The sequence below is a fragment of the Sorangium sp. KYC3313 genome, from assembly GCF_052075895.1.
Taxonomy (GTDB): domain Bacteria; phylum Myxococcota_A; class Polyangia; order Polyangiales; family Polyangiaceae; genus Sorangium; species Sorangium cellulosum_B.
Map to the genome: position 1 here is coordinate 5,788,861 of NZ_CP197255.1, position 22,182 is coordinate 5,811,042.

The following is a 22,182-nucleotide window of genomic DNA, read 5'->3' on the forward strand; positions in this document are numbered from 1 at the left end:
GCCCAGGTCCACGCGCTTCCCGTCGGTGGGCGTCTCGACACCGCTGTCGGCGGCGAGCGCCGCGAACTGTTGTATGCTGGTTTCATGGACTGGAAAGAGAGCTGTCGCTCCCGCCTCCGCGAGCACGTCGACCAGCACGGCGACATCGCTCCTCCATGGGAGCGCTTCCCCGACTACGAGCGCTACACGATCGGCTGGCGAATGGGCTCCGGTGAAGACTGGTTGGGGATGTGGAGCGTCTTTCTCGAACAGCTCGCGCCGGACCGCGAAACACGCATCGCCTACCTGCGACGCCACCCTCCCGCGCCGATCACCTGGGCAGAGGCCGTTCACAAGGTCCTGCACCCGACGGAGGAACAGGCAGACGACGAGGAGGAGGAGGGCGGCGACGAGGAGGACCCGATCGCGGCGGCCTCGCGTCGATCGGCGCTCCTGGAGCAGGGGCTCATCGCGGTCGACGTCTCCTTCACCACATGGCTCAGCCAGCAGGACGGCGTGCGTTGGCCGTGGGAATCGTACGAGACGCCCGAGAAGGCGGCCCGCTACAACACCCGCGAGCTCTGGTTCTGGTCGCGCCAGGTCGCGGCGCTCCGGAGAGGCGACGGATGGATGCCTCCCGCCGTACCGGAGGGCTGGCGAGCGTGCGCGACCGCGCTCGCGAGCGGCGACGCAGATCCGATCGAGCCTCGCGACGGGCTCCTTTCGCTGGCGCGGCTGCTCTGCGCCGGGGACGTCAAGGCGCCCTGGCAGCTCGGCCTGGGGCTCGCCGACTTCGCCGATTCGTTCGAGGACGACATGGGTTATGTCGACGCGTTTCGCCTGTGGGGAATGTCCGTCTTCGACGACGCCCACCAGCTGCGTCGCTACCTCGAGGCCACCCGAGTCCCGCCGGGCTGGGAGGCCTGGATCGCGGAACAATTCCCGCTGGACTGAGCAGCGGAGCCGGCTCCGGGCGCCTCACGAGCGCTCGCGCGTCGTGGCGCGGTGTTCGCGGGCGTCGGCGCGGCCCGGGCGATCGGGCCCGCCGCGGCGAGGTGTCGCTGGATCGTGCGAAGGCTGATACCGAGCCTCTCCGCCGCCCTCGAGCGGTTGCCGCTCTCCAGCGCCAGCTGCTCCAGCGGCGGCGGCGTCGCGCAGACGATGCGGGCCTTCACGGAGAGCTTCTCGGTCCCGCCCACGCGCATGAACTTCCGGTTCTCCAGGAAGCGCAGGAGCTTCGCCTGAACCGAGATCGGCATCTCGCCGCTCTCGCCGACGAGCGAGATGCCCACCTCCTTCGGGGCGACCGTGCGACGAATGCGGCCGAGCTCCCGCATCGCGGCCGACCGCATCACAGGCTCGATAACCACGTCAATATGTCGTTATCGGCGACTCACGACGAGATTATAGAGACATTTTGTCGTAATGTCACATCCATCCCGCGGTTCGCCGTCAACGGGCGGGCATCGCGCGACAAACAGGGGCATTCCTGCGTGGCACCGATTTTGCTAAGTGCCTTGCTACGTCATGCTAGGTAACTCAGCTGCCAAGGCCAAGATTGCTTTGGTGTCGCTAAGGGAGCGCTGATGTCGCGGTGGCTGGAGGAGGCGCATCGCGTCGCCGCGCGCCGGTCGCCATCGAAGCAGCGAAGATGCACTTGAAGGAAGGGACAAGGATGCAGAACGAAGAGCTCGATTCATGGGTGCTCTCGATCGCGACGCACGTCCGGCCCTCGAACATCCACTGGTGTGACGGCTCGGACGCGGAGATCAGGTGGCTCCAGAAGCGAATGGTCGCGAAGGGCGCGCTGGCGCCGCTCGATCCGGACAGATATCCGCGAAGCTTCCTGCATCGCTCCCATCGGGCCGACGTGGCTCGCGCGGAGTCTTCCTCGTTCCTCTGCACCGAGCAGCGCGTCGACGCCGGGCCCACGAACACGTGGATGTCGGAAGAAGACGCGAACCAGACCGTGTGGCCTCTGTTCGCCGGAGCGATGACAGGTAAGACCCTGTTCGTGGTCCCGTACCTCCTCGGCCCGCGCGGCTCGCGCTACAGCCGCGTGGGGGTGCAGCTCACGGACAGCCCCTACGTCGTCGCGAGCCTCCGGCTCATGACGCGCATGGGGAAGGCGGCCCTGGAGCACTGCGGCAGCTCGGCCGATTTGGTTCGAGGTCTTCACTGCACGGGTGACCTCTCCACCGACCGTCGGTACGTCGTCCACTTCCCCTCGACGAAGACGATCTGGAGCATCGGCTCCGGGTACGGGGACAGCGCGATCCTCGGCACGAAGTACCACGCCATCTGCATGGCCAGCGTGCAGGCACGCAATGAAGGTTGGCTCGCGGAGCGCATGCTCATCATGGAGCTGACCGATCCGGAGGGAAGCAAGCATTACATCGCCGTGGCCCGGCCAGGCGCCGGCGGGAACGCGAGCCTGTCGATGCTGGTCCAGGACCTGCCCGGATGGACGGTGAAAGTGGCCGGCGACGACGTCTGCTGGATGCACGTGGGGGAGGACGGGCAGCTCTGGGCCATCAACCCGCTGGCCGGGATGTCCGGCGTCGTGCCCGGGACGAGCCTCAAGGAGAACCCCAGCGTCGAGCTGCTCTTCGGTCACGATGTCCTGTTCACGAACACCGCGCTTCAGCAGGACGGCACGCCGTGGTGGGAGGGCATGGGCGAGGAGCCGAGGGAAGGGCTCGTCGACTGGCGGGGGCATCCGTGGTCGGCCTCGTCGCCGGAGAAGGCGGCGCACCCGGACGCTCGGTTCACGGTCGCGGCGAGCCAGTGCCCCTTCGTGACGGGCGCGATCCACGATCCGAGGGGCGTGCCCATTTCCGCCATCGTCTTTGCCGGCGGCGGGGCGGAGGTGGCGCCGCTCGTGTACGAGGCCACGAGCTGGGCGCACGGCGTGTACATCGGAGCCACCCTGCTCTCGCAGACGGCGCCCGCCGCGGTGCCGCGGAACGACCCGATGGGGATGCTCTCCTGTTGCGGCTACAACATGGGCGACTACTTCGCTCACTGGCTATCCCTCGGCGCACGGCTGCGGAAGGCGCCGCGGGTCTTCCACGTCAACTGGCTCCGGGCCGACAGAGGCAAGCTCCTGTGGCCCGGCCTCGGGCACGAGGCTCGCGTCCTGAAGTGGATCGTCCAGCGCGTGCAGCGGAATGCCCCCGCGCGGATCACGCCGATCGGGTTCGTTCCGATCGAGCTGGACGTGGCAGGTCTCGGCCTGTCCGCGGAGCAGATCCAGAAGCTGCACGAGGTCGATCTTCGCGCCTGGTCCGAGCAGATGGCTCGCAATCAGGAGTTCCTCGCGCGCTTCGGGAGCCGCTTGCCGGAGCCGCTGCGCGGCGAGCACGACGGCATCGTCCGCCGGCTGAAGATGGCGTCAAACTGATGGTGAGGAAAGCCAGGGCTGCGGTGCGCTCCAGTGTGCGAAGGCGACGGGGCGATCCGCTTCACGTGGTGATCGTCTCCGACAACGCGGAGACGCTGGATGGGCTGCAAGAGTACCTCCAGCGCGCCGGCGTGACCGCGCACGTGACGCGCCACCTGCGCGGAGCGGTGCTGGACGGCGCCGTCATCTCGGCGGTCGTGCTGTTCCCGGACGATTATCCGCCGGCGGACGTCGATGAGGCGGTCGAGAGCATCCTGCGAGACCATCCCGGCGTGCTCACCCTCCTCGTGACCCGGAACCCCCAGTTTTTCGCGAAGCGCGCGACCGCCGCGGGCGCGCGCGATGTCCTCACGATCATCCCGAAGCCCGCCTGGGGTTGGACGATCCTGGATACCATCCGCGCGCGGGTGGAGGTGTAACGATGCATTCCTCTCGGCCTGCTCCGTCGCTGCCTCGGATCCCGGTGGCGTCGGCGCTCCGGCGCTGCCTTGGCAAGGGGTACGGCCTCGGGGATCTCCAGGCCGACCTCCTGGCAGGCATCGTCGTCGGCGTCGTGGCGCTCCCTCTCTCCATGGCCCTCGCCATCGCGGTGGGGGCTCCTCCTCAGCACGGGCTCTACACGGCGATCTTGGCCGGCGCGCTGGTGGCGCTGCTGGGCGGCTGCAAGTTCCAGGTCACCGGCCCGACGGCGGCCTTCGTGGTGATCCTCGCGCCGATCGTGGCGGAGCACGGGCTGGCCGGGCTGCTGACGGCGGGGCTCCTGGCCGGCGTGCTGCTCGTGATCATGGGGCTCATGCGGCTCGGCCGGCTCATCGAATTCATCCCGTACCCGGTGACCACAGGCTTCACGGCCGGGATAGCCACCGTGATCGCGACGCTTCAGGTGAAGGACGTCCTGGGCCTCCAGGCCGGGCCGCTCCCGGAGCACTACACGGCCAAGGTGGAGGCCTTGTGGGCGGCGCGCGGGACGGCCGACCTCTTCGAGCTGGCCGTCGCCGCCTCGACGGTCGCCCTGCTCTTGCTCGTCCCGCGCGTCGTCAAGAAGGTGCCGGCGCCCCTCATCGCCATCTCCGTCGTGTCGCTCGCCGCGGTGGTCGTCGACGCGGTCTACCCCGCGTTCTCCGTGGCGACGATCGGCAGCCGCTTTCGCTCCACCGTCGACGGCGTGGAGATCGCCGGGATCCCATCGATCCTCCCGACGCCCTCGCTGCCGTGGGGCGATGGGCTCTCGCTCGAGCTCGTGAGGAAGCTGCTCCCCGCCGCCTTCGCGATCGCCGTGCTCGGCGCCATCGAATCGCTGCTGTCGGCGGTCATCGCCGACGGCATGACGGGGACCAAGCACGATCCGGACTCCGAGCTCATCGGCCTCGGTATCGGGAACATCGTCGCGCCGATCTTCGGCGGTATCGCGGCGACCGGAGCGCTCGCGCGGACGGCCACGAACATCCGGGCCGGCGCGCGCTCTCCGATCGCGTCCGTGACACACTCCGCGGTCGTCCTTCTTTCGATCCTCGTCTTCGCCCCGCTCGTGGCCTACGTCCCCATGGCGTCGCTGGCGGCCCTGCTGCTGCTCGTCGCGTGGAACATGTCCGAGCTCCACCATTTCATCCGTATCGTGAAGCTCGCGCCGAGGAGCGATGTGTTCGTACTCCTGACCTGTTATGGGCTCACCGTCGTCCTGGACATGGTGATCGCGGTGTCGGCCGGCGTGATCCTCGCCGCCATCCTCTTCATGCGCCGGATGGCCGAGCTGACAGGGAGCCGAACGGTGCTGGACGCCGCCGGCGGATCGAGCGAAGTCGAGCTCCCGAGGCGGGTCGCCCTCTACGAGATCAACGGCCCGCTGTTCTTCGGCGCCGCCCAGAAGGCGATGGCGGCGCTGCACGCCATCCGCGGGGACAGCTACGAGGTGATGGTCCTCGACCTCGGCAAGGTGCCGTTCATCGACAGCACGGGGTTCGTCGCCCTCGAGAACGCGCTCGACGAGCTCGCGCGGCGCCAGAAGGCGGTGATCCTGGCCGGTCCGCTGCCCAGGCCGCGCGAGATCTTCGACAAGGCGCGCCTCCCGGAGCGGTCCCAGCGCGTGTACCTCGCGGAGGATCTGGAGGCGGCGATCCGCCTCGCCGGCGAGCTGGTGAGCGGCTGAGCGCTCGCCCAGGCGTCACGTGCGGTCAGGTCCGCGGCGTCGCTCGGTCCTCGCGGGACACGCTCGCCGCGTTTGCGCGCGCCGCGCGGCTCGCTACTTGAGCGCGTCGCTCAGCCGGGCCGCCTGCGTCGCCAGGTAGTTCTGCTCCGGGATGCTCGTCGTGCGGCTGGCCGCGCGCCTGTAGTGCGCGATCGCCGCCTCGCGATCGCCGGCCCGCTCCAGGAGGTGCGCGCGGGCGGCGTCGAGGCGGTGATGACCCGAGAGGCGCGCGTCGGCGTCGAGCGCGTTCAGCCGATCGAGCCCCGCCCGAGGGCCGTGCACCATGGCCGTCGCGATCGCGTGGCTGAGCGCCACCATCGGGTTGTCGGACATCCGCATCAGCACGCCGTACAGCGCCAGGATCTGCGGCCAGTCCGTGTCCTCGGCCCGCGCTGCCTCGTCGTGCACCGCCGCGATCGCGGCTTGCAGCTGGTAGGCGCCGATCGAGCCCCTGGACAGCGCCGCCGTGACGAGCGCGACGCCCTCGGCGATCGCGCGCTGATCCCACAGGCCTCGATCCTGCTCCGCGAGCGGGATCAGCTCGCCCAGAGGCCCGGTCCGCGCCGCGCGCCGCGCGTCGGTCAGGAGCATGAGCGCGAGGAGGCCCGCGACCTCGCCGTCGTCCGGGAGGAGCGCGTGCACGGCGCGCGTCAGGCGGATCGCCTCGCCCGACAGATCGTCGCGGTGCAGCGCGGGGCCGGAGCTCGAGGTGTAACCCTCGTTGAAGATCAGGTAGAGCACGTGCAGGACGGCGCCGAGGCGCGCTGTTCGCGCCTCGGGCGTCGGCCGCTCGAACGGCACGCCGGACGCCTTGATGCTCTGCTTCGCCCGGCTGATCCGCTGCGCCATGGTCGCCTCCGGGACCAGGAACGCCCTTGCGATCTCGGCCGTCGTCAGGCCGCCGACGGCGCGCAGGGTCAGCGCGATCGCGGACGGCGCGGACAGCGCGGGGTGGCAGCACATGAACAGCAAGGTGAGCGTGTCGTCCTCGAGCGCCGCCTCGTCGCTGTCGGCGGCGAGGGCGATCTGCAGCTCGGGCGGCACGAGGCTGACCACGATCGCCTCGCGGCGGCGGCGCGCCGCCTCGCTCCGGACGTGATCGGCGATGCGCCGCGACGCCACGTGGATCAGCCAGGCGCGCGGCTCGTCGGGCACACCCTCGCGCGGCCACTGCGTGGCCGCCGCGATCAGCGCCTCCTGGACCGCGTCCTCGGCGGCGCCGAAATCTCGGAATCGCCGCATGACGGCGCCGAGCACCTGCGGCGCGAGGTCACGCAGCAGGCGCTCGGCCGTGGCGCCCTGGGACGGAGAGGTCACTAGAGATCGCTGGGCGGCGCGCTCATCACCTCGCGCACCTCGATCCCCATGTTGAGCGGCGCGCCGCCGGGGCCGGGCGCGGCGGACGCTTGCGCGGCGATCTCGTACGCGCGCTCGGGGCTCTCGACGTCCACGATCCAGTACCCGGCGAGGAACTCCTTGGTCTCCGGGAACACCCCGTCGGTGATCGGCGCGCCGTCCTTGCCAGCGCGCACGAGCTTGGCCTGATCGGGCCCCGCCAGGCCCTCGGCCGCCACGAGCTCGCCCGACGCGCTGAGCTTCCTGTGGAAGCTCTTCATGAACGCGATGTGCGCCTGGAAGTCCTTCTGCTGCCAGTTGGCGACCTGGTACGGCCCCCCGCGCGGGGTGTTCATCATCAGGATGTACTTCATGATCGGCTCCTTCTCTTCGCTGTCGCCCCGGGATCGGGCGCGCGTTCGTGGGGATGTCGGAGCCGAGGGCGGGTCCTCGACATCCCGGGAGACGATAGCGAAGAAATCCGAACCTCGACACGAGGGACGGCCGCATGTAGGTGTGGGTGCGTCTGCGGCGTCCGCGGGAGGTGTGCAGGTCCGTCGCCGCGAGCGCGTGCTCCGCGGCGTGATGTGCTCCATGGTCGCAGATGGTCGGTGAAGAAGGGGTAATGTGCGCCATCTTCGCAGGTCGCCGAGCGCAGGGCGGCCCATCACGGGCGGATTCCGCGGATGACGTCCGGCGCGCCCCCACGCGACCTCTCTGCTGACGAAGCGCTCGGGCGTGGTGATTCCGCGCGTCGCCGGCCGTCGTGATCGGTGAGGCGCGCGCCGGCGGACCGCCCTGCGAGTCGACTCTTTGGCTCAGGCGCGGGACATGCACCCTCGCGCTCCGATTCTCACGGATGCATGAACCTGGAGGAGCGTCGATGGAGAAGCGTGTTCCGCAAGGGAAACTTGGACGCCGGCGATTCGCCGGCGGCGCGATGGCCACCGCGGGGGTCTCGCTGCTCGCAACACCGAGCCTCGCGCTGCCCGACAAGAGCTACGCTGCCTGCGAGTCGATCGGGCCCCTCGCCCTCCCGGCAGGGGCCGCCTATACGCCCGGCATCTCGGTCGACCGGCGCTCGAGGAAGCCGGTCTTCCTGCCCGCCCCGGGCGCCGGCTATGCAGCGCACGCCGTCTCGGAGGTCCTCTTCTGGACGGACCAGCTGATGGAACATGCGTTGTTCATCACGCTGCTCATGCCCGGCGATCACCTCCGCGGGCCTCGGGACGAGGCGCGGCAGTACCAGAACCTCTTCGCCAGGCACTTCCTCGCGGCGCGCGACAGGGGGTATGGCGATTACGGGATCTCCTCGCTCCTCGCCCCGATGCGGCCGAACGTCCAGCGGTTCATCGAGTACCAGCGCCGCATGCAGCGCGCGCAGGAGAGCGGCTCGCTCCGGAGCCTCGTCTGGCCGCTCTTCTTCGACCACCTCGCGCGGGAGGCCGAGCGCTTCGTCGCCCGGCTCGATCGGCTCGCGTACGGCGACATCGCGCTCCAGAGCGACGAGGTCTCGGCGTTCTGGACGACGATCATGGCGGATCACCTCGAGTTCATCGCGCACCTGCTCGACCCGCAGGAGCGCGTGCTCATCGACCAGGCGACCGCGCGCGCCGGGCAGCTGTACCAGGCGCACGCGTTCCGCGTCGACAGCGGGCAGCTCGCGACGATGGCCGACGAGGTCATCGACTTCAAGACGGCCGCGGAGCAGGGCATCGAGACGGGGCAGATCAAGAGCATCATCGATCCGGCGCTCGCCGATCACGTGCTCCGCGAGGCGGTGAGGTTCTCCGACGAGGTCAGGCGCGCGCAGTGACGAATGACGCCCTGGGCCCCGCGCGGCGGGGGCGAGCCTGGCCCCTCCTCCTGCTCGCCGCGCGATGCCTGTACAGCGGCCGCTCGCCGGGATACCCCTGGTCGCGGGTCGAGCGGAGCTCTCCGCCGAGCCCGCGGCGCAGAGGCCGTGTCGGAGGGATGCCATGGAGCTGACGGTGGTCGACGAGGGCGGTGTGCAGTTCGTGGAGGGGTCGCCGGATCACGGGCTCATGGAGAGCGTCCGCGACGTCGATCGCGTGATCGAGGCCTGTTTCTCGGGCGGCGTGCTGTGTGCGCTCCTCTACCCGGCGAACCTGACGGCGGCCTTCTTCGACCTCAGCTCGGGGGAGGCCGGGGAGATCCTGCAGAAGCTAAGGAACTACTGGATCCGGCTCGCGGTGGTGTGCCCTCCGGGGGCCGCTGATTTCAGCAGCCGGTTCGGCGAGATGGTGGCCGAGGAGCGCGGCGGCCAGCATTTCGGCGTGTTCGAGACGCGCAACGCCGCGGTCGAGTGGCTCCGCGGGCCGTAGCCGTGGCGGTCTGGCCGACTGCTCCTCCATCAAGATCCCCTCGAATTTTCGGGAGAATTCACCGGGAGGCGGGGAGACGGGGAGAAAAATCCAACCAATCTCCCCGTCTCCCCGCCTCCCTGTTCAATTCCTCTCGCAAGCTGAACGGATCGTAGCCGGCGATCGCCATCGCGCCGGCCGCCCGTCAACGGCGCGCCTCCCTCAGCGAGGAGGCGGGGTGCAGGTGAAGCACCCGCCGCACTCGTAGTGCTGCGTCGTGGTGCCCCACGCGATCCGGTTGTTGCAGCAGTCGCGGCCGTACTGGCCGACGACGGTGGTGTAGCTCTCGTCGCTGTAATAGGTGCAGTTTCCCCCCGGCGCCGCCTCGCTCGAGGGGACCAGCAGGGCCGTGGTGCCCAACATCGCTGCGCCTGCCGTCAGGGCAGCAAAGAGGTAACGAACGCGGGCAGCAGGGCTGAGACGACGCATGGACGCTCCTCTTGCAATGGGGGGCCTGTTTCGGCCTCCGAAGTTATGCGAAGCAGCTTAGACCGCTTGCTCGGCTCGAGCAAGCGCTCCGGCCGGAGTGACCTTTGCGAGTTCTGTAAAGTTTCATTCGGCGGTGGGAGGCGGCGAGCTCGTGAGGGTACCCATCGAGACGGGTTCATCGAGGCGCCGGGGCACGAGGCGACGGCGGCGGCGCCCGCTCACCGGCGGCCAGCCGGGCTCATTGCTGCTGCAGCTGCGCGACCAGCGCTTCGAGGCGGTCGTAGCTGATCCCTGCGCCCTTGGGCATCCCGGACGCGAGGACCATGTCGCGCACTTCCGTCGACGGATAACGCACCGTGGCCGTGAGCCGCGTCTTTGTGCCCTCCTCGGTGTAGGTCGCCGTCACCACCGTGACCGTGTCCGGAAACTGCTCGAAGATCTCGGTGAACACGAGCCGGCTCGGCGGCGTGATCTCCTGGTTCTCGCCGTGGAAGGCGGCCTCGCCGCCCGGGTGGCGGTTCACGAAGCGCCACTTGCCGCCCGGGCGGAGGTCCATCTCGCAGACGGGCACCGAGTAGCCCTCGCCCAGACAGCCCCACCACCGCTTGATGTGCTCGGGCCTCGTCATCGCCTCGAACACGAGGTGCCTCGGCGCGTCGAACAGGCGCGTCATGCGGACCTCGTCCGCCGACGGTGTCGTGACCTGGAAGCTATCGCTGTTCGCTGTGCGGCTCTCGACCATGGCTCTCCTCCTTCTCCTTCGTCGATGCGCCGGCTACGACTGGATCGCCTCGGGGGCCATCCAGACGACCTCCCAGTGGTGACCATCGATGTCGTAGAAGCTCCAGCCGTACATGAAGCCGTGATCCTGCGGATCCATCGCGTGCGACCCGCCCGCCGCGATCGCCTTCTTCACGATCTCGTCGACCTCGGCCCGGCTGCTGCACGAGAGCGCGAACAACCCCTCCGTGTGCGTGCTCGTGTTGCAGATCTCCCTCTTCGTGAAACCCTTGAAGAACGGCTCCACGAGGAGCATCACGAAGGCTCCCTGGCTGACGATCATGCAGGCGGCGTTGTTGTCCGTGAACTGGGGGTTGAACTCGAAGCCGAGCTTCGCGAAGAACTCCATCGACCGCTTCAGGTCGCGGACGGCCAGGTTGACGAAGATCTTGCGAGCGCTGTTCGTTGTCATGGTCCTCTTCTCCTGTTCGCGTGGACGCAGGGTGATGCCGGCCACGATCGCGGCCATGAGGGCCGTCGTGCCGGAGTTCACCCCATAGACCCCGGCCTGCGCCGGGACTCATCGGTCGACCGGAAAAAAAGATCGCCGCCCCGATCCGGCCGGGCGCGGCGGCTACGCCGGGAGCTCGAGCGGCAGGCCGAACCGCGGGAAGATCGTCTCGGTGTCGAGGAAGGACGTCATGCTGGCGATGCGGTCCCCCGCGAGCTCGAGCACGATGAGCGCCCAGGCCCGGTGGCCGCCCTCCGGCGCCGGGCGGTACTGGGCGAACGCCGGCGAGCCGCAGGCGGCCGTCGGCACGAGCCGCGACCCGCGGCAGCCCGCGCCCCGGCCCAGCAGCCACGCGCGGATGGCGTCGGGGCCGCGGAGCCAGAGGGTGAACGGCGGCATCGACAGGGTCGCGTCCTCGTGCAGCAGCGCCGCGAGCCGGTCCACGTCGTACTGCTCGAAGGCGGTGACGTAGCGGTCGAGCAAGGCGGCCTCTGGCTCCGGCAGCGTGGCGCGCATGTCGCCGAGATCGCGGCTCGCGAGCGTCGCCCGCGCGCGCTGGAGCGCGCTGTTGATCGCGGCGACCGAGGTGCTGAGGCTGTCGGCGACCTCCGCGGCGGACCACCCGAGCACCTCGGTCAGCAAGAGCGCGGCGCGCTGCTTCGGCGGCAGGTGCTGGAGCGCCGCGACGAACGCGAGGCGGATGCTCTGGCGGAGCACCGCCCGCTCCGCGGCGTCGATGTCCGCCGGGAGGGCGTGCGCGTCGGGGACGGGCTCCAGCCAGTGCGTGCGCGGGCGCGTCTGGAGCTCGTCGTCCACGGTGCCGACCGGGCCTTCCTCGATGGGGCGCGCCCGGCGCGCGCGATCGGCCCGCGCGTCGAGGCAGACGTTCGTCGCGATGCGGTACAGCCAGGTGCGCAGCGACGACCGCCCGTCGAACTTGTCGAGGCTCCGCCAGGCGCGCACCATGGTCTCCTGGACGGCGTCGTCGGCGTCGACCACGGAACCGAGCATCCTGTAGCAGTGCCCGGTGAGCGCCGCGCGGTGTTCCTCGAGCTGGTCCACGCTCCCCATCGCGGCGACGGTACCATCGGCCTCCCGCCAGATCCACGGTCACGCTCCCTCGCCGCGTGACACCCGCGCCTCGGGCAGGGCGCTGGTCTCGACTCGGGCACTTTTTCTTGGCCTGGTCGGCCTGCGGCCGCGCTCGGTCGGCGACACACCCGGGACGGCATGCCGAGCGTCGCGCGGTCACGACGCCATGGCCAATCGGCTAGGATGGGCGACGGGCGGTGCTGGGGCGCCGCGAGGACTCCGTTCGGCAAATTAGCAAACCCGATACCGGATATGGACGACCAGGAACTGCAGCGCAGAGTCGGCACAGTGTTGTGCGGGAAGTGGACGCTCGAGCGGTTGTTGGGCTCGGGCGGCATGGCCGCTGTCTACGTCGGCGTGCACAAGATCGGGCGGCGAGATGCCATCAAGATCCTCCACCCCGAGATCGCGCGCATGCCCGAGCTGCGTGCGCGGTTCGATCAGGAAGCGCAAGCCGTCAATCGATTCGTCCATCCCGGCGCGGTGGAAATACGCGATATCGACGCGACCGCGGACGGCTGCCCCTTCCTCGTCATGGAGCTGCTCGATGGTGAGTCGCTCGCCGGGTACGCCAGGCGCCTGGGCAGGATGGACATGGCCGAGCTGCTGGCCATGGTGGACGGGCTGCTGGACGTGCTGGCAGCGGCCCATGCGCACGGCATCATCCACCGCGACATCAAGCCAGACAACCTGTTCCGCCTCCGCGACGGGCGCCTGAAAGTGCTCGACTTCGGCGTCGCCCGTGTCAGGCAGGCCGCGGCCGACTACGTTCGGACGCGCACTGGAACGACGCTCGGCACGGTCGCCTACATGCCACCGGAGCAAGTCAGAGGCGACGAGATCGATGCGCGTGCCGACCTGTTCGCGGTCGGAGCGACGATGTTTCGTCTGATCACGAAGCGGCGCATCCATGACGCGAGCTCCGACACCGATCTGGTCGTCAAGATGGCCACGCTGCCTGCGCCGCCGCTCGCGAGCGTCGCTCCGGAGACCCCGCAGTGGGTGTGTGCCGTCGTCGATCGCGCGCTCGCGTTCGATCGAGGCGAGCGCTACCCGAGCGCGACGGTCATGCAGCAGGACGTGCGCGCGGTCCTGGCCGGTCAGCCGCCCGCTTTTGCTCTCCGGTTCGGCGCGGCCGGGCTTCCCGCCCCCGCGGCGGATCCGCTCAGCACCGCCACGACGGTGTGGATGCCACAGGGGCTCGCCCCTTCCTCGGCCGTCTCGGTGCGCGCCTCGGGCGCCGGTGGCCTGCATCCCGCCCCGCCGCCGGCAGGTGCCATGGGGAGCGTCATCCGCGATGTCTCCGTCGCCAGCGCCCCGAATACGTCGAGCGCGCCGGGCGTCCCGGGCGGCGGATCGGCCGTCGCTCCGGCGGGTGCCCCCTCACCGGCCGCATCGGCGTTCACCCAGGCGACGCAGTGGACGGCGACCACGGTACGTGGACGGAGGCTGCGATGGGCCGTGCTGGCGTTCCCGCTGCTCGCCGCAGGCGTGCTCGCCGCCGTGTACCTGCGTGCGGTGAACGTCGAGCCCGACGCGAAATCGCCGGGGGTGACCGGCGCGCAGCGACCGGCGGCGTCACCGCCCGCCAAGGTTCCCGGCGGTCCGGCGGCGGATCGCCTCCTGGCGAAGGCGCCGGATCCCGGCCCCGAGAAGAAGGGCGACACGCGAGCTCGCCTCCCTGGCTCACCGAGCCGCGGCCCCGAGGAAGGGCGCGGCGCGTCGCAGCGGACCAGCTGTATGCTGACAAACGACTGCGATCACGTGTGCGACGAAGCGTGCCAGATTGCTTGTCAGGACGGGAGCGTCTGCGACATCGGAGCGCGCCGAGACGCGCTGGTCAACTGCATGGGATCGGGGATGCACAAGGTCTGGTGCGAAGGCGATTGCTCGGTCAATTGCATGACGAGCGCTCCATGTTTTGTGTACTGCACGCCTGGCTCCGATTGCGTCATCGGCACGTGTCTCGGGCAGATAGAAGCCTGTCCTGGCAACGTCACGGCGTGCGGAGCCCCATGCCCCGACTGATCGTCGCGCCGGGCTCGTGCGCTGCTCTCATGGCGTCTGCGGGGAGGGCGCCGCGGCACGCGCGCTCAGCCCGCACCGCGGAGGAGTTGGATGGATATGGACCGGTTCGGCCGTCGTGACGACCTCGCGTCCCCCTCGCAGCGCGGCGAGGAGCCCCGCCGTGACGACGCGGAGGAGGGGGAGCCCGCGACACGGCTCTGGGTGCGCTCGCCCCAGGCCACGCCGCCGATCCCCGAAGAGAGGGCTCGCCAGGCCGGACCGGAGCGACCGACGCTGCCGTGGTCGCCGCCGCCCGGGGGCGGCGCCGCAAGATCGTCGCCGGCCGAGGCCTCCGCCCAGCCGACCGTACAACGCGCGCTGCCCGCACGGCGGCTCGCGAGGGCCGCTGTTCGGATCGCCTCGGCGCTAGGTGCTCTGGCGAGCGCGCTCAGCCGCGCCGTGGCGGTCCGCCGGGCGCGGGAGCAAGGTGATCCGCGCCGGCGAAAAGTCCAGTGGAAACGACGCTTGCGGCGATGGGCGTGGCGCATCGTGATGGCCGCTTCGACGCTGCTGGGTCTTGGTCTGCTGATGTTTGCGGGGCTCATCTGGTACTACGGCCACGACCTGCCGCGGACCTCGGAGCTGAGGAGCTATCATCCGCCGGAGGTCACGCGCATCCTTGCGCGCGACGGGACACCGCTCGCGGAGCTCTTCGTCGAGCGACGCACCGTCGTTCCGATCTCGGCGGTGCCGACGAGCATGAAGCTCGCCGTGTTGGCCGCGGAGGACGCGAACTTCTACAAGCACGAAGGGCTGAACTACCTCGGCATCCTGCGGGCGCTCCTCGTGAACCTGCGGTCCGCGCGGGCCCGCCAGGGAGGCAGCACGATCACCCAGCAGGTGATCAAGAACGTGCTCCTCACGCCGGAGCGCACCTTCGCGCGCAAGATCCGTGAGCTCATCCTCGCGCGCCGCATCGAACAGGAGCTCACGAAGGACGAGATCCTGGAGCTTTATCTCAACGACATCTATTTCGGGCACGGGCGCTACGGCGTCGAGGAAGCCGCGCGGTACTACTTCGGGAAGAGCGTTCGCGACGTGCAGCTCGCCGAAGCGGCCCTGCTCGCAGGTCTGGTCAAGGGGCCCAGCGTCTACTCTCCGCGCGTGGATCTCGCCCGCGCCGAGGAGCGGCGCAGCTACGTGCTCCAGCAGCTGGGCGACAAGAAGTTCGTAGCACGCGCCGACGTGGACGCCGCCGCTCGCCAGAAGATCGTCCTGGCCCCCCCGCCCGAACACGCCGCCGAGCTGGCGCCCGAGGTCGTCGCCGAGGTCGAGCGCGCGCTGGTCGCGGCGGTGGGCCCGCAGGCCAACCGCGGTGGGTACACGGTGACGACCACGATCGATCCGGCGCTGCAGAGGGCCGCGAGAGCGGCGGTGCGCAGCAATCTCGATGCGTACGCCGCGCGCCGCGGGCTCATCGCTCCGCTGAAGCGTGGCAAGGGAGATCCGGCCCCCTTCGAAGGAACGCCCACGCAGGGCAGCGAGCGCGTCTACCACGGCGTCGTCACGAAGGCCGACGACGCGGCAGGCACGCTCGCCGTGCGCGTGGGTACGGCGCAAGGCGTCGTGAAGCTGGAGAGAGCGGCGCGCTACAATCCACGCAACCTGCCCCCGAGCCAGTTCGCCGAGATCGGCAAGGTCGTACGCGTCACCTTTGCCGGCGGCGATCCGCGCAGCGGACGGCTGGAGCTCGCGCTCGGGCCCCAGGGTGCGCTCGTCGCCCTCGACGTCCGGACGGCCGAGGTGCTCGCGGTCGTCGGCGGCTACGACGCGGCGCGCGGCGCCCTCAACCGGGCAAGGTCGGCGCGCCGCCAGCCCGCCTCGACGTTCAAGCCGATCGTGTACAGCTACGGGATCCAGACGCGGGCATTCACCGCGGCGTCCATCCTCGAGACCCATCCGTCCGCGCTCGGAGGGAAATACAGGCCCGACAACTACGACGAGAGCGACGGACAGGCGCCGCGCCGGCTGCGCGAGGCGCTCGCCCAGAGCGTCAATGTCGCCGCGGTATGGGTCCTCGATCGGCTCGGCCCGGCCAAGGTCGCCGAGTGGGCGCAATCGCTCGGAGTCACGTCGAAGCTCGGCGCGGACCTGTCGTTGGCGCTCGGCGCTTACGAGGTGACGCCGTTCGAGATGGTCGGTGTGTTCAACGTGTTCGCCGCGGGCGGCACGTACCGCGATCCAGCGCTCATTCGCAGCATCATCGGCCCGGGCGGCCAGCCGCTGCCGCTGCCCGGCGTGGCGCCAGCGCGCCGGGTGATGGGCGAAGCCGAGGCCTACATCATGACGAGCCTCCTGCGTTCCGTCGTCGACTCGGGGACAGCCAAGCGCGCGCGATCCATGAGCACACCGGTCGCGGGCAAGACGGGCACCTCGAACGCCGCGAAGGACGCGTGGTTCGTGGGCTACTCGACCGACATCGCGTGCGCCGTCTGGACGGGCTACGATGACGCCTCTCCGCTCGGCCCCGGCGAGACGGGCGGCGCGACCTCCCTGCCGGCCTTCATCGCGTTCATGCAGGACGCGCACAAGGCGAGACCACGCACCGACTTCGCCGCGCCTCCGGACGGGCTCGTGCGCGTGTTGATCGACGCGACGACCGGTCAACTCGCGCTGCCGGGGGCCGCGGGCGCGATCGAGGAGGTGTTCCTTGCAGGCACGGAGCCGACGGCGTACGCCGAGCTGCCGTCGAGCGACGAGCCTGCTCCCTCGATGTGGCCCTTTTGAGCCTCTGTCAGCTGAGCAGGATGGCGATCGAGAGCGCGACGCTGAGCGAGAGCGATACGACGATGGACGCAATGAGCCACGGCCGCATCGCCGGCGAGTTCCACCTGGACGCGAGCGATGTCGCGCTCGTCTGGCGCCCCGGAGCGCCGGGGTGCATCGCGACGGTCGGCTCGAGCTGCCTCGGCGCGCCCTCCATCGCCGCGATGGCCCCGTCGACGGCCGCGATCACGTTGGTGGCCGTCGGATATCGCTGGATCGGGGCTCGCTGGACGAGCCGCATCACGAGCGCCTCCACTTCGGGGCGGATACCTGATCCCGGAGCACGCTGGCGGAGCGGGGGCGCGTCCTCGAGGAGCCGCCGCCGGAAGGAAGATTGGCCGTCGCTCGCGTCGAACGGGCTTCTCCCGGACAGCATTTCGTACAAGATGATTCCAAGCGCATAAAGATCTGCGCGGGCATCGACGGCATCCATGCCGCGCACGGCCTCCGGCGCGAGATAACTGAGCGTGCCGAGGACCTGGTCGGCAGCGGTGAGGTCCTGGCCTTTGCGCGCGGCCTCGCGGCTCTCGGTGGACAGGAGCTCCACGTTCACCTTGGCGAGGCCGAAATCGATGAGCTTCACCTGGTCACGGGACAAGGCCGCCGCTCCTCACAAAGATATTACCATTGAAGCTCGGAGGGGTGGTAGGCTTTGAGGCCGTCAATCGGAATAGGCCCGTCGGGGGTGCCGATGCACGCTTTGACGCCCTCGTCATTCGTGCGTACTGGATAGGCATGTCTCAATTTCGACGTGACGCAGAATGGATATTTGCCGTCTTTGACGAGGAGGCGATACTTGCCATTGGGGGCGGGCCGGCGCGTCGATGGGGGCTCAGCGGTCGAGGATGGCGTGGATGGCGTGGATGGCGTGGATGGCGTGCCGGTAATGGACGACGTCGCCATCGTGCGAGAGCTGCCGCTCGCCTTGTCCTCTTGCGATGTCTCTTCGTCCGCGCTCTCACGAGTGTCTTCGGCGGAGTCTCGCGAACGAACAACGAAGAAGACAGCGGCGAGGCAAACGGCGACAGCAAACGAGCCAATCACTGCAATCATCAAGAATGGCGAATTCGAGCTCGCTCGTGGGCTGGTTGCAGCAGATTGAGGCGGCACGGATACGACGATCGGTGCCTGCATCGCTTGGCCGGGAGCAGGAGCAGCCATCGTCGGGCCATCGACGCTGATCGGAGACGACACGTCGGCTCGGATCGACACCGGGGCTGGCGCGTGAGGAGCAGCATCGGCACCCAAAACTCGCTCGATGTCTTCGCGCATGGTGCGGGCCGCTGGATAGCGGCGCGACGGATCGAAAGCGAGCGCGCGATCGACGATGGCGCAAACCTCTGGGCTGACAGAGGGGGCAACGGTGCGCAGGGCCGGCGCAGGCTGCGTCGCCATCTTGATGAGGAGCTCACTTTCCATGGAGCCCTCGTGCACATGGCGTTTTGCCAGGATTCGAAACATCGTCGCGCCAACGGCGAAGACGTCGGCCCGCCCATCGATCTGGCCACCAGCGATCTGTTCGGGCGACATGTAAGGTATGGTCCCGAGCATCGCGCCGATGCGTGTGCGAACATTGGAGCCGCCCTGTTTCATTCGAGCGATCCCGAAATCGAGGACCTTGACGCCGCCTGAAGAGGTCAAAAACAGATTGTCAGGCTTGATGTCTCGATGAACGATGCCGAGCCCGTGCGCGACATCGAGCACTTCGAGCACGGTCGAGACAACGCGGAGCAGCTCGCGCTCCTCGATGCCGCCGGAGCCGTGGGCGCGCTTGCCGAGCGATTCGCCGTCGAGCAACTCCATCACCAAGAACGGCGAGCCATCTTCGCTCGTGTCAATGTCGAGGACATTGACGGCTGCGGGGTGGCCGAGCTGGTTTACTGCGAGCGCCTCTTGCTCGAACCTGGCTCGAAGCTCCTTGGAGACCGCGATTTCCGGATGGAGGATCTTGATCGCGCAGCGCCGGCCGATCCTGTGTGTCGCCTCGTAAACCGCAGCCATCCCGCCGACGCCGATAAGCGAATCGATGCGCCATTTGCCCCGGAGGACCGTCCCGACTCGTGCTGTACAGTGTGCTGGCTGGGGATCATCAGTCATTGAGGTTCAGGCTCGAATGTATACCGGATGCGAGGAGCTGAACAACATGCTCGGCGTGGCCACGGGGAGCGCCGGCGCGCGCCCTCGCGCTTGCCTCCCTGGCACAGGCCAACACGTTGCCGGAGGCCTCCGGGGCGCTTCGGCACGCAACCACTGCGCACGGGCGGCCTCAGCAGAGCCCGCGGGCGCTGGCGAGCCGCAAGCGCCCGCGCCGGCCGCTTCCCGCGCCCCGCGGTTCGCGCGAGCATGGGACCATGAGCATCGACCGCGCCGTGCTGGAGCAGCTCGATCGGGTCGGCGCCCGCCTCTGCGAGGGCAAGGCGCTCCGGCCGCTCGAGGACATCGCCTGGCCTCGCGAGGTCGAGGAGCGCTTCTTCGCCGCCGGCGAGGGCCGCCTCCCCGAGGTCGAGCACCGCGTGGATCGCGACGGGCTCGCGCGGCGCATCACCGAGCTGCGCGAGCTCCTCGGCTCGATCGACGGCGACGCGCCCGCGCTCGACTGGCTCCGGGACAACGTCCGCGCGCAGATCCAGGCCGCGGAGCTGCTCGAGGCGGCGGGGACCCGCGAGTTCGCCGAGCGCTCGCGGGCGCTCTACGGCGGCGCGCGCTCGCGGTTCTTCGGCGGCGAGGTCCGCAACATCGACCTCGCCGAGCACCTCACCGCGCGCCTGCGCGTCCACGGCTGGGACGAGGCCAGCGATCCCGACGAGGAGCCGCTCGACGCCGGCGCGCTCCGGGAGCTGCTCGCCGCCCGCGTCGCCGCGCGGACGCCGCCGCTCGACATCGAGATCGTGCTCGACCCGCGGATCACGGCCAAGGTGGTGGCGGGCATGAGCCGCGTCCGCATCCGCCCGGAGGCCACGTTCGCGTCCTGGGAGGCCGAGGGGCTGTGGCACCACGAGGTGGAGACGCACGCGCTCACCGCGCACAACGGCGCGGCGCAGCCGCGGTGCGCGTTCCTGCGGTCGGGCGGCCCGCGCACCACGCGCACGCAGGAGGGGCTCGCCATCTTCGCCGAGCTGTACAGCCGCTCGCTCTCCATCGGCCGCCTCACCCGGCTCGCCGAGCGGGTGCGGCTCGTGGACATGGCCGAGCAGGGCGCGAGCTTCCTCGATCTCTACCGGTACCTGCGCGAGCGCGGCGCCGGGCGCCGCGACGCCTATTTCGACGCCCAGCGCGTCTGCCGCGGCGGGCTCGTCGAGGGCGGCGCGCCGTTCACGAAGGACGCCTGTTACCTGGCCGGCCTGCTCGAGGTCTATGCCTTCCTGGCCGCGGTCCTGCGCGGCGGCCTGCGCGACGAGGTGGAGCTGCTCGTCTGCGGCCGGATCGCGCTCGACGACATCGCGGTGCTGGCGGAGCTGCGCGCGGCCGGCGTGCTGGAGCGGCCGCGCTACCTGCCGGGCTGGCTGCGCGCCTGGCAGACGTTGCTGCCCTATTTCGCGTTCACCTCGTTCATGGATGGCATCGACCTCGGCCCGGTGGAGCGGCACTTCCAGGAGCTGCTCCGCGTGGCCGCCGAGGCGCGGCCGGCCGGGGGCGGGGAGGGGAGCAGGCGCCGCGGCCGGCCGCGGGAGGGGTGAGGGCGCCGCGATCGCGGGCGCCGGCCGGGCGAGCGGGACGCGACGGATGTCCCTGCGCCACGGTTGAGGTATGCCGCTCGCTGATGGGACGAGTCCATTCCCTTTTCGCGCATCCCTCCGCGCCCCCGGCGCGCGTGTCCTCCACTTCCGCGGCCGCGGTGCGCCGCCGCCTCGTCGCGTGGGCGCTCGCCCTCGCCGGCGCGGCGCTCGCGTCGAGCGCGGCCGCGCAGACGCCGGCGGAGGGCGCGGACCGCACGCCGCCCCCGCAGCTCGCGCCCTCCGCGCCCCCTGCCGCGCCGGCCGTGGAGGGGCTCCCGTCGCAGGCCATGTGGGAGGCGACGGTCGCTGCGTACGAGGCAAGGATCAAGGCGCTCAAGTACGAGGCGGACGCCGTCCACGATTTTGTTGAAGACGAAGCCATGCGAGACGCCCACGGGCGCCAGATCGAGCTGGAGATCGAGGCGACGAAGAGAGAGCTCCGCAACTTCGTGGAGCGGACGACCGAGCGGAACAGCACGGTCATGATGGTCTCGGGGATCGTCCTCGCGAGCCTCGGAGCAGCCGCCCTCGTCACCGGCGCCGTGCTGATCACCGCCAACCACGACGAGGCCGCCACCGAGCACCGTGACACGTACACGGTGGCCGTCGCGACGGCGGTCGGCGGCGTGGCCGCGGTCGGCGTCGGCCTGCCGCTCTACGTGATCGGCAAGAGGCGGGTGCTGCGGAAGGGACTCGAACTGCGCGGGCTGGCCGCTGCGAGCCTCCTCGTCGGCCCGGCCGCCGTCGCTGCGTCGCCTGGCGCGGTGCCCCTCGGCGTGGGGCTGCGCATCGCGTTCTGAGCTGCGGCCCGGCGCCCAGCGCGCCCGCGCGAGCTCCTGCCGCTCGTGGAGCGGGGGGAGAGGCAGACGTTTGATGAGGAGAGGAACGCTCTGCGAGGACAGCGCTCCTCCATGGACACAGAACGTGCGTGGTGGGGGAATCCCCCCGCCCTGCCGGAATGACCGCCAAGACGCCAAAAGACGCCAAGAAAACGCAAAAAATTGACGTCTTTGGGCGGTTCAAAAGACCCCCTTCTCGGCCGAAGCACCCCACCACCAGAAAGTGCTGGGCGATCTCTGGCTCCGGTGCTAGCGTTGCTGTCGACGCGTCGCCCGCGTCAATTATGCACACTTTTCTCTGATACCACCGCTCCGTCACGCGGCCCCGAGGGCTGAGCGCCTGTTGCCCAGGTAGGCACGGCGCCCCTCGGCTGCCGCACGTGAGCAGCCACGACGGCCGCCCGCAGCCTTCCCGCGCGGGCGTGGGTCGTGTGCTCGTGGGGACGGAGCGTGGCCGACATGCGAACGAGTCCGATGCGCTGGAGGTCGCTGACCTCGCGGGCGCAGCCCCTCGCTCGCTGGCCGCTCGCGCGAAGCACCGAGCCGGATGGTTCGTGGCGCGGCGGGCCGACTCGCCATCTCTCCTGACGGCGAGGCGCTGAGGCGCCTCGCGAGGGGGCGTGTGGCGATTCGGACCGTCCTGCCCCGGCGATGCGTGGAGGTGTGTCCATCGCGCGAGAGCGCCAGTCGAGCGGCCTTTGGGCGGCGTCCTGAGCCGGCGTCCGTCGCGGCATCGGTGTGCCTGCAATCCGTGGT

19 protein-coding genes are annotated in these 22,182 nt (G+C 70.0%); 10 read left to right on the forward strand and 9 right to left on the reverse strand.

Annotation, left to right across the window (positions count from 1 at the left end; genetic code table 11):
- Positions 1–84 precede the first annotated feature (84 nt).
- On the forward strand, positions 85–933 hold the full coding sequence (locus ACSRUE_RS22585; RefSeq protein ID WP_441292803.1) for a hypothetical protein: 849 nt from the start codon (positions 85–87) through the stop codon (positions 931–933).
- Here the strand turns inward: ACSRUE_RS22585 and ACSRUE_RS22590 are convergent.
- Positions 864–1,349, reverse strand: a complete 486-nt coding sequence (locus ACSRUE_RS22590; protein WP_441292804.1) for a sigma 54-interacting transcriptional regulator — start codon at positions 1,347–1,349, stop codon at positions 864–866. The two genes, ACSRUE_RS22585 and ACSRUE_RS22590, sit on opposite strands and share 70 nt — an antisense overlap.
- Positions 1,350–1,654: 305 nt before the next feature.
- On the opposite strand from ACSRUE_RS22590, the gene ACSRUE_RS22595 reads away from it, so the two are divergent.
- The 3 genes from ACSRUE_RS22595 (at position 1,655) to dauA (ending at position 5,528) form a co-directional block, all read left to right on the forward strand.
- Entirely contained in the window at positions 1,655–3,382 is a 1,728-nt protein-coding gene (locus ACSRUE_RS22595; protein ID WP_441292805.1) for a phosphoenolpyruvate carboxykinase (GTP), read from the forward strand.
- A 65-nt stretch (positions 3,383–3,447) separates the two neighbouring features.
- On the forward strand, positions 3,448–3,801 hold the full coding sequence (locus ACSRUE_RS22600) for a hypothetical protein (protein ID WP_441292806.1): 354 nt from the start codon (positions 3,448–3,450) through the stop codon (positions 3,799–3,801).
- A gap of 2 nt (positions 3,802–3,803) precedes the next feature.
- Positions 3,804–5,528 carry a C4-dicarboxylic acid transporter DauA gene (gene dauA, locus ACSRUE_RS22605; protein WP_441292807.1) on the forward strand — a complete coding sequence of 575 codons (1,725 nt, stop codon included), beginning with the start codon at positions 3,804–3,806 and terminating at the stop codon, positions 5,526–5,528.
- A 93-nt stretch (positions 5,529–5,621) separates the two neighbouring features.
- Here the strand turns inward: dauA and ACSRUE_RS22610 are convergent, their stop codons facing one another.
- Positions 5,622–6,884, reverse strand: coding sequence for an RNA polymerase sigma factor (locus ACSRUE_RS22610; RefSeq protein ID WP_441292808.1), 1,263 nt, complete (start codon positions 6,882–6,884; stop codon positions 5,622–5,624).
- A complete protein-coding gene (locus tag ACSRUE_RS22615; protein ID WP_441292809.1) occupies positions 6,884–7,276 on the reverse strand; it encodes a YciI family protein in 393 nt (130 codons plus the stop codon). The genes ACSRUE_RS22610 and ACSRUE_RS22615 overlap by 1 nt, the downstream gene beginning before the upstream one ends.
- A 509-nt stretch (positions 7,277–7,785) precedes the next feature.
- On the opposite strand from ACSRUE_RS22615, the gene ACSRUE_RS22620 reads away from it, so the two are divergent.
- Positions 7,786–8,718, forward strand: coding sequence for a DUF2935 domain-containing protein (locus ACSRUE_RS22620; RefSeq protein WP_441292810.1), 933 nt, complete (start codon positions 7,786–7,788; stop codon positions 8,716–8,718).
- A 163-nt stretch (positions 8,719–8,881) separates the two neighbouring features.
- Entirely contained in the window at positions 8,882–9,247 is a 366-nt protein-coding gene (locus tag ACSRUE_RS22625; protein WP_441292811.1) for a DUF4180 domain-containing protein, read from the forward strand.
- Between the two features lie 201 nt (positions 9,248–9,448).
- Here the strand turns inward: ACSRUE_RS22625 and ACSRUE_RS22630 are convergent, their stop codons facing one another.
- The 4 genes from ACSRUE_RS22630 to ACSRUE_RS22645 form a co-directional block, all read right to left on the reverse strand.
- Positions 9,449–9,649 carry a DUF6289 family protein gene (locus tag ACSRUE_RS22630; protein ID WP_437707920.1) on the reverse strand — a complete coding sequence of 67 codons (201 nt, stop codon included), beginning with the start codon at positions 9,647–9,649 and terminating at the stop codon, positions 9,449–9,451.
- A 304-nt stretch (positions 9,650–9,953) separates the two neighbouring features.
- Positions 9,954–10,457 (reverse strand): SRPBCC family protein, encoded by a 504-nt coding sequence (locus ACSRUE_RS22635; RefSeq protein ID WP_441292812.1) that lies wholly within the window; start codon positions 10,455–10,457, stop codon positions 9,954–9,956.
- A gap of 33 nt (positions 10,458–10,490) precedes the next feature.
- Positions 10,491–10,907 (reverse strand): VOC family protein, encoded by a 417-nt coding sequence (locus tag ACSRUE_RS22640; RefSeq protein ID WP_441292813.1) that lies wholly within the window; start codon positions 10,905–10,907, stop codon positions 10,491–10,493.
- A gap of 162 nt (positions 10,908–11,069) precedes the next feature.
- Entirely contained in the window at positions 11,070–12,017 is a 948-nt protein-coding gene (locus tag ACSRUE_RS22645) for a sigma-70 family RNA polymerase sigma factor (protein ID WP_441292814.1), read from the reverse strand.
- 273 nt (positions 12,018–12,290) lie between these two features.
- Here ACSRUE_RS22645 and ACSRUE_RS22650 point away from each other — a divergent pair, with 273 nt between their 5' ends.
- The gene (locus ACSRUE_RS22650; protein ID WP_441292815.1) at positions 12,291–14,066 is read left to right on the forward strand and encodes a serine/threonine protein kinase; all 1,776 of its coding nucleotides are present in this window, start codon (positions 12,291–12,293) and stop codon (positions 14,064–14,066) included.
- Positions 14,067–14,597: 531 nt separating this feature from the next.
- Complete coding sequence (locus tag ACSRUE_RS22655; RefSeq protein ID WP_441292816.1) at positions 14,598–16,832, forward strand: penicillin-binding protein 1A; 2,235 nt, start codon at positions 14,598–14,600, stop codon at positions 16,830–16,832.
- Positions 16,833–16,839: 7 nt separating this feature from the next.
- Here ACSRUE_RS22655 and ACSRUE_RS22660 read toward each other — a convergent pair whose 3' ends face one another.
- Positions 16,840–17,469 carry a protein kinase domain-containing protein gene (locus ACSRUE_RS22660; protein ID WP_441292817.1) on the reverse strand — a complete coding sequence of 210 codons (630 nt, stop codon included), beginning with the start codon at positions 17,467–17,469 and terminating at the stop codon, positions 16,840–16,842.
- A 23-nt stretch (positions 17,470–17,492) separates the two neighbouring features.
- Positions 17,493–18,872, reverse strand: coding sequence for a serine/threonine protein kinase (locus ACSRUE_RS22665; protein ID WP_441292818.1), 1,380 nt, complete (start codon positions 18,870–18,872; stop codon positions 17,493–17,495).
- A gap of 350 nt (positions 18,873–19,222) precedes the next feature.
- Between ACSRUE_RS22665 and ACSRUE_RS22670 the strand changes: the two genes are divergently transcribed.
- Complete coding sequence (locus ACSRUE_RS22670) at positions 19,223–20,548, forward strand: flavohemoglobin expression-modulating QEGLA motif protein (protein WP_441292819.1); 1,326 nt, start codon at positions 19,223–19,225, stop codon at positions 20,546–20,548.
- Between the two features lie 134 nt (positions 20,549–20,682).
- Positions 20,683–21,387 (forward strand): hypothetical protein, encoded by a 705-nt coding sequence (locus ACSRUE_RS22675; protein WP_441292820.1) that lies wholly within the window; start codon positions 20,683–20,685, stop codon positions 21,385–21,387.
- Positions 21,388–22,182: the final 795 nt, after the last annotated feature.

Bases quoted from the DNA above. Each gene is read 5' to 3' on its own strand.
- ACSRUE_RS22585 (WP_441292803.1), top strand. From the start codon at position 85: ATGGACTGGAAAGAGAGCTGTCGCTCCCGCCTCCGCGAGCACGTCGAC.
- ACSRUE_RS22645 (WP_441292814.1), bottom strand. From the start codon at position 12,017: ATGGGGAGCGTGGACCAGCTCGAGGAACACCGCGCGGCGCTCACCGGG.
- ACSRUE_RS22640 (WP_441292813.1), bottom strand. From the start codon at position 10,907: ATGACAACGAACAGCGCTCGCAAGATCTTCGTCAACCTGGCCGTCCGC.
- ACSRUE_RS22595 (WP_441292805.1), top strand. From the start codon at position 1,655: ATGCAGAACGAAGAGCTCGATTCATGGGTGCTCTCGATCGCGACGCAC.
- ACSRUE_RS22625 (WP_441292811.1), top strand. From the start codon at position 8,882: ATGGAGCTGACGGTGGTCGACGAGGGCGGTGTGCAGTTCGTGGAGGGG.
- ACSRUE_RS22635 (WP_441292812.1), bottom strand. From the start codon at position 10,457: ATGGTCGAGAGCCGCACAGCGAACAGCGATAGCTTCCAGGTCACGACA.
- ACSRUE_RS22615 (WP_441292809.1), bottom strand. From the start codon at position 7,276: ATGAAGTACATCCTGATGATGAACACCCCGCGCGGGGGGCCGTACCAG.
- ACSRUE_RS22655 (WP_441292816.1), top strand. From the start codon at position 14,598: ATGGCCGCTTCGACGCTGCTGGGTCTTGGTCTGCTGATGTTTGCGGGG.
- ACSRUE_RS22620 (WP_441292810.1), top strand. From the start codon at position 7,786: ATGGAGAAGCGTGTTCCGCAAGGGAAACTTGGACGCCGGCGATTCGCC.
- ACSRUE_RS22665 (WP_441292818.1), bottom strand. From the start codon at position 18,872: ATGGCTGCGGTTTACGAGGCGACACACAGGATCGGCCGGCGCTGCGCG.
- ACSRUE_RS22670 (WP_441292819.1), top strand. From the start codon at position 19,223: ATGAGCATCGACCGCGCCGTGCTGGAGCAGCTCGATCGGGTCGGCGCC.
- ACSRUE_RS22650 (WP_441292815.1), top strand. From the start codon at position 12,291: ATGGACGACCAGGAACTGCAGCGCAGAGTCGGCACAGTGTTGTGCGGG.
- ACSRUE_RS22630 (WP_437707920.1), bottom strand. From the start codon at position 9,649: ATGTTGGGCACCACGGCCCTGCTGGTCCCCTCGAGCGAGGCGGCGCCG.
- dauA (WP_441292807.1), top strand. From the start codon at position 3,804: ATGCATTCCTCTCGGCCTGCTCCGTCGCTGCCTCGGATCCCGGTGGCG.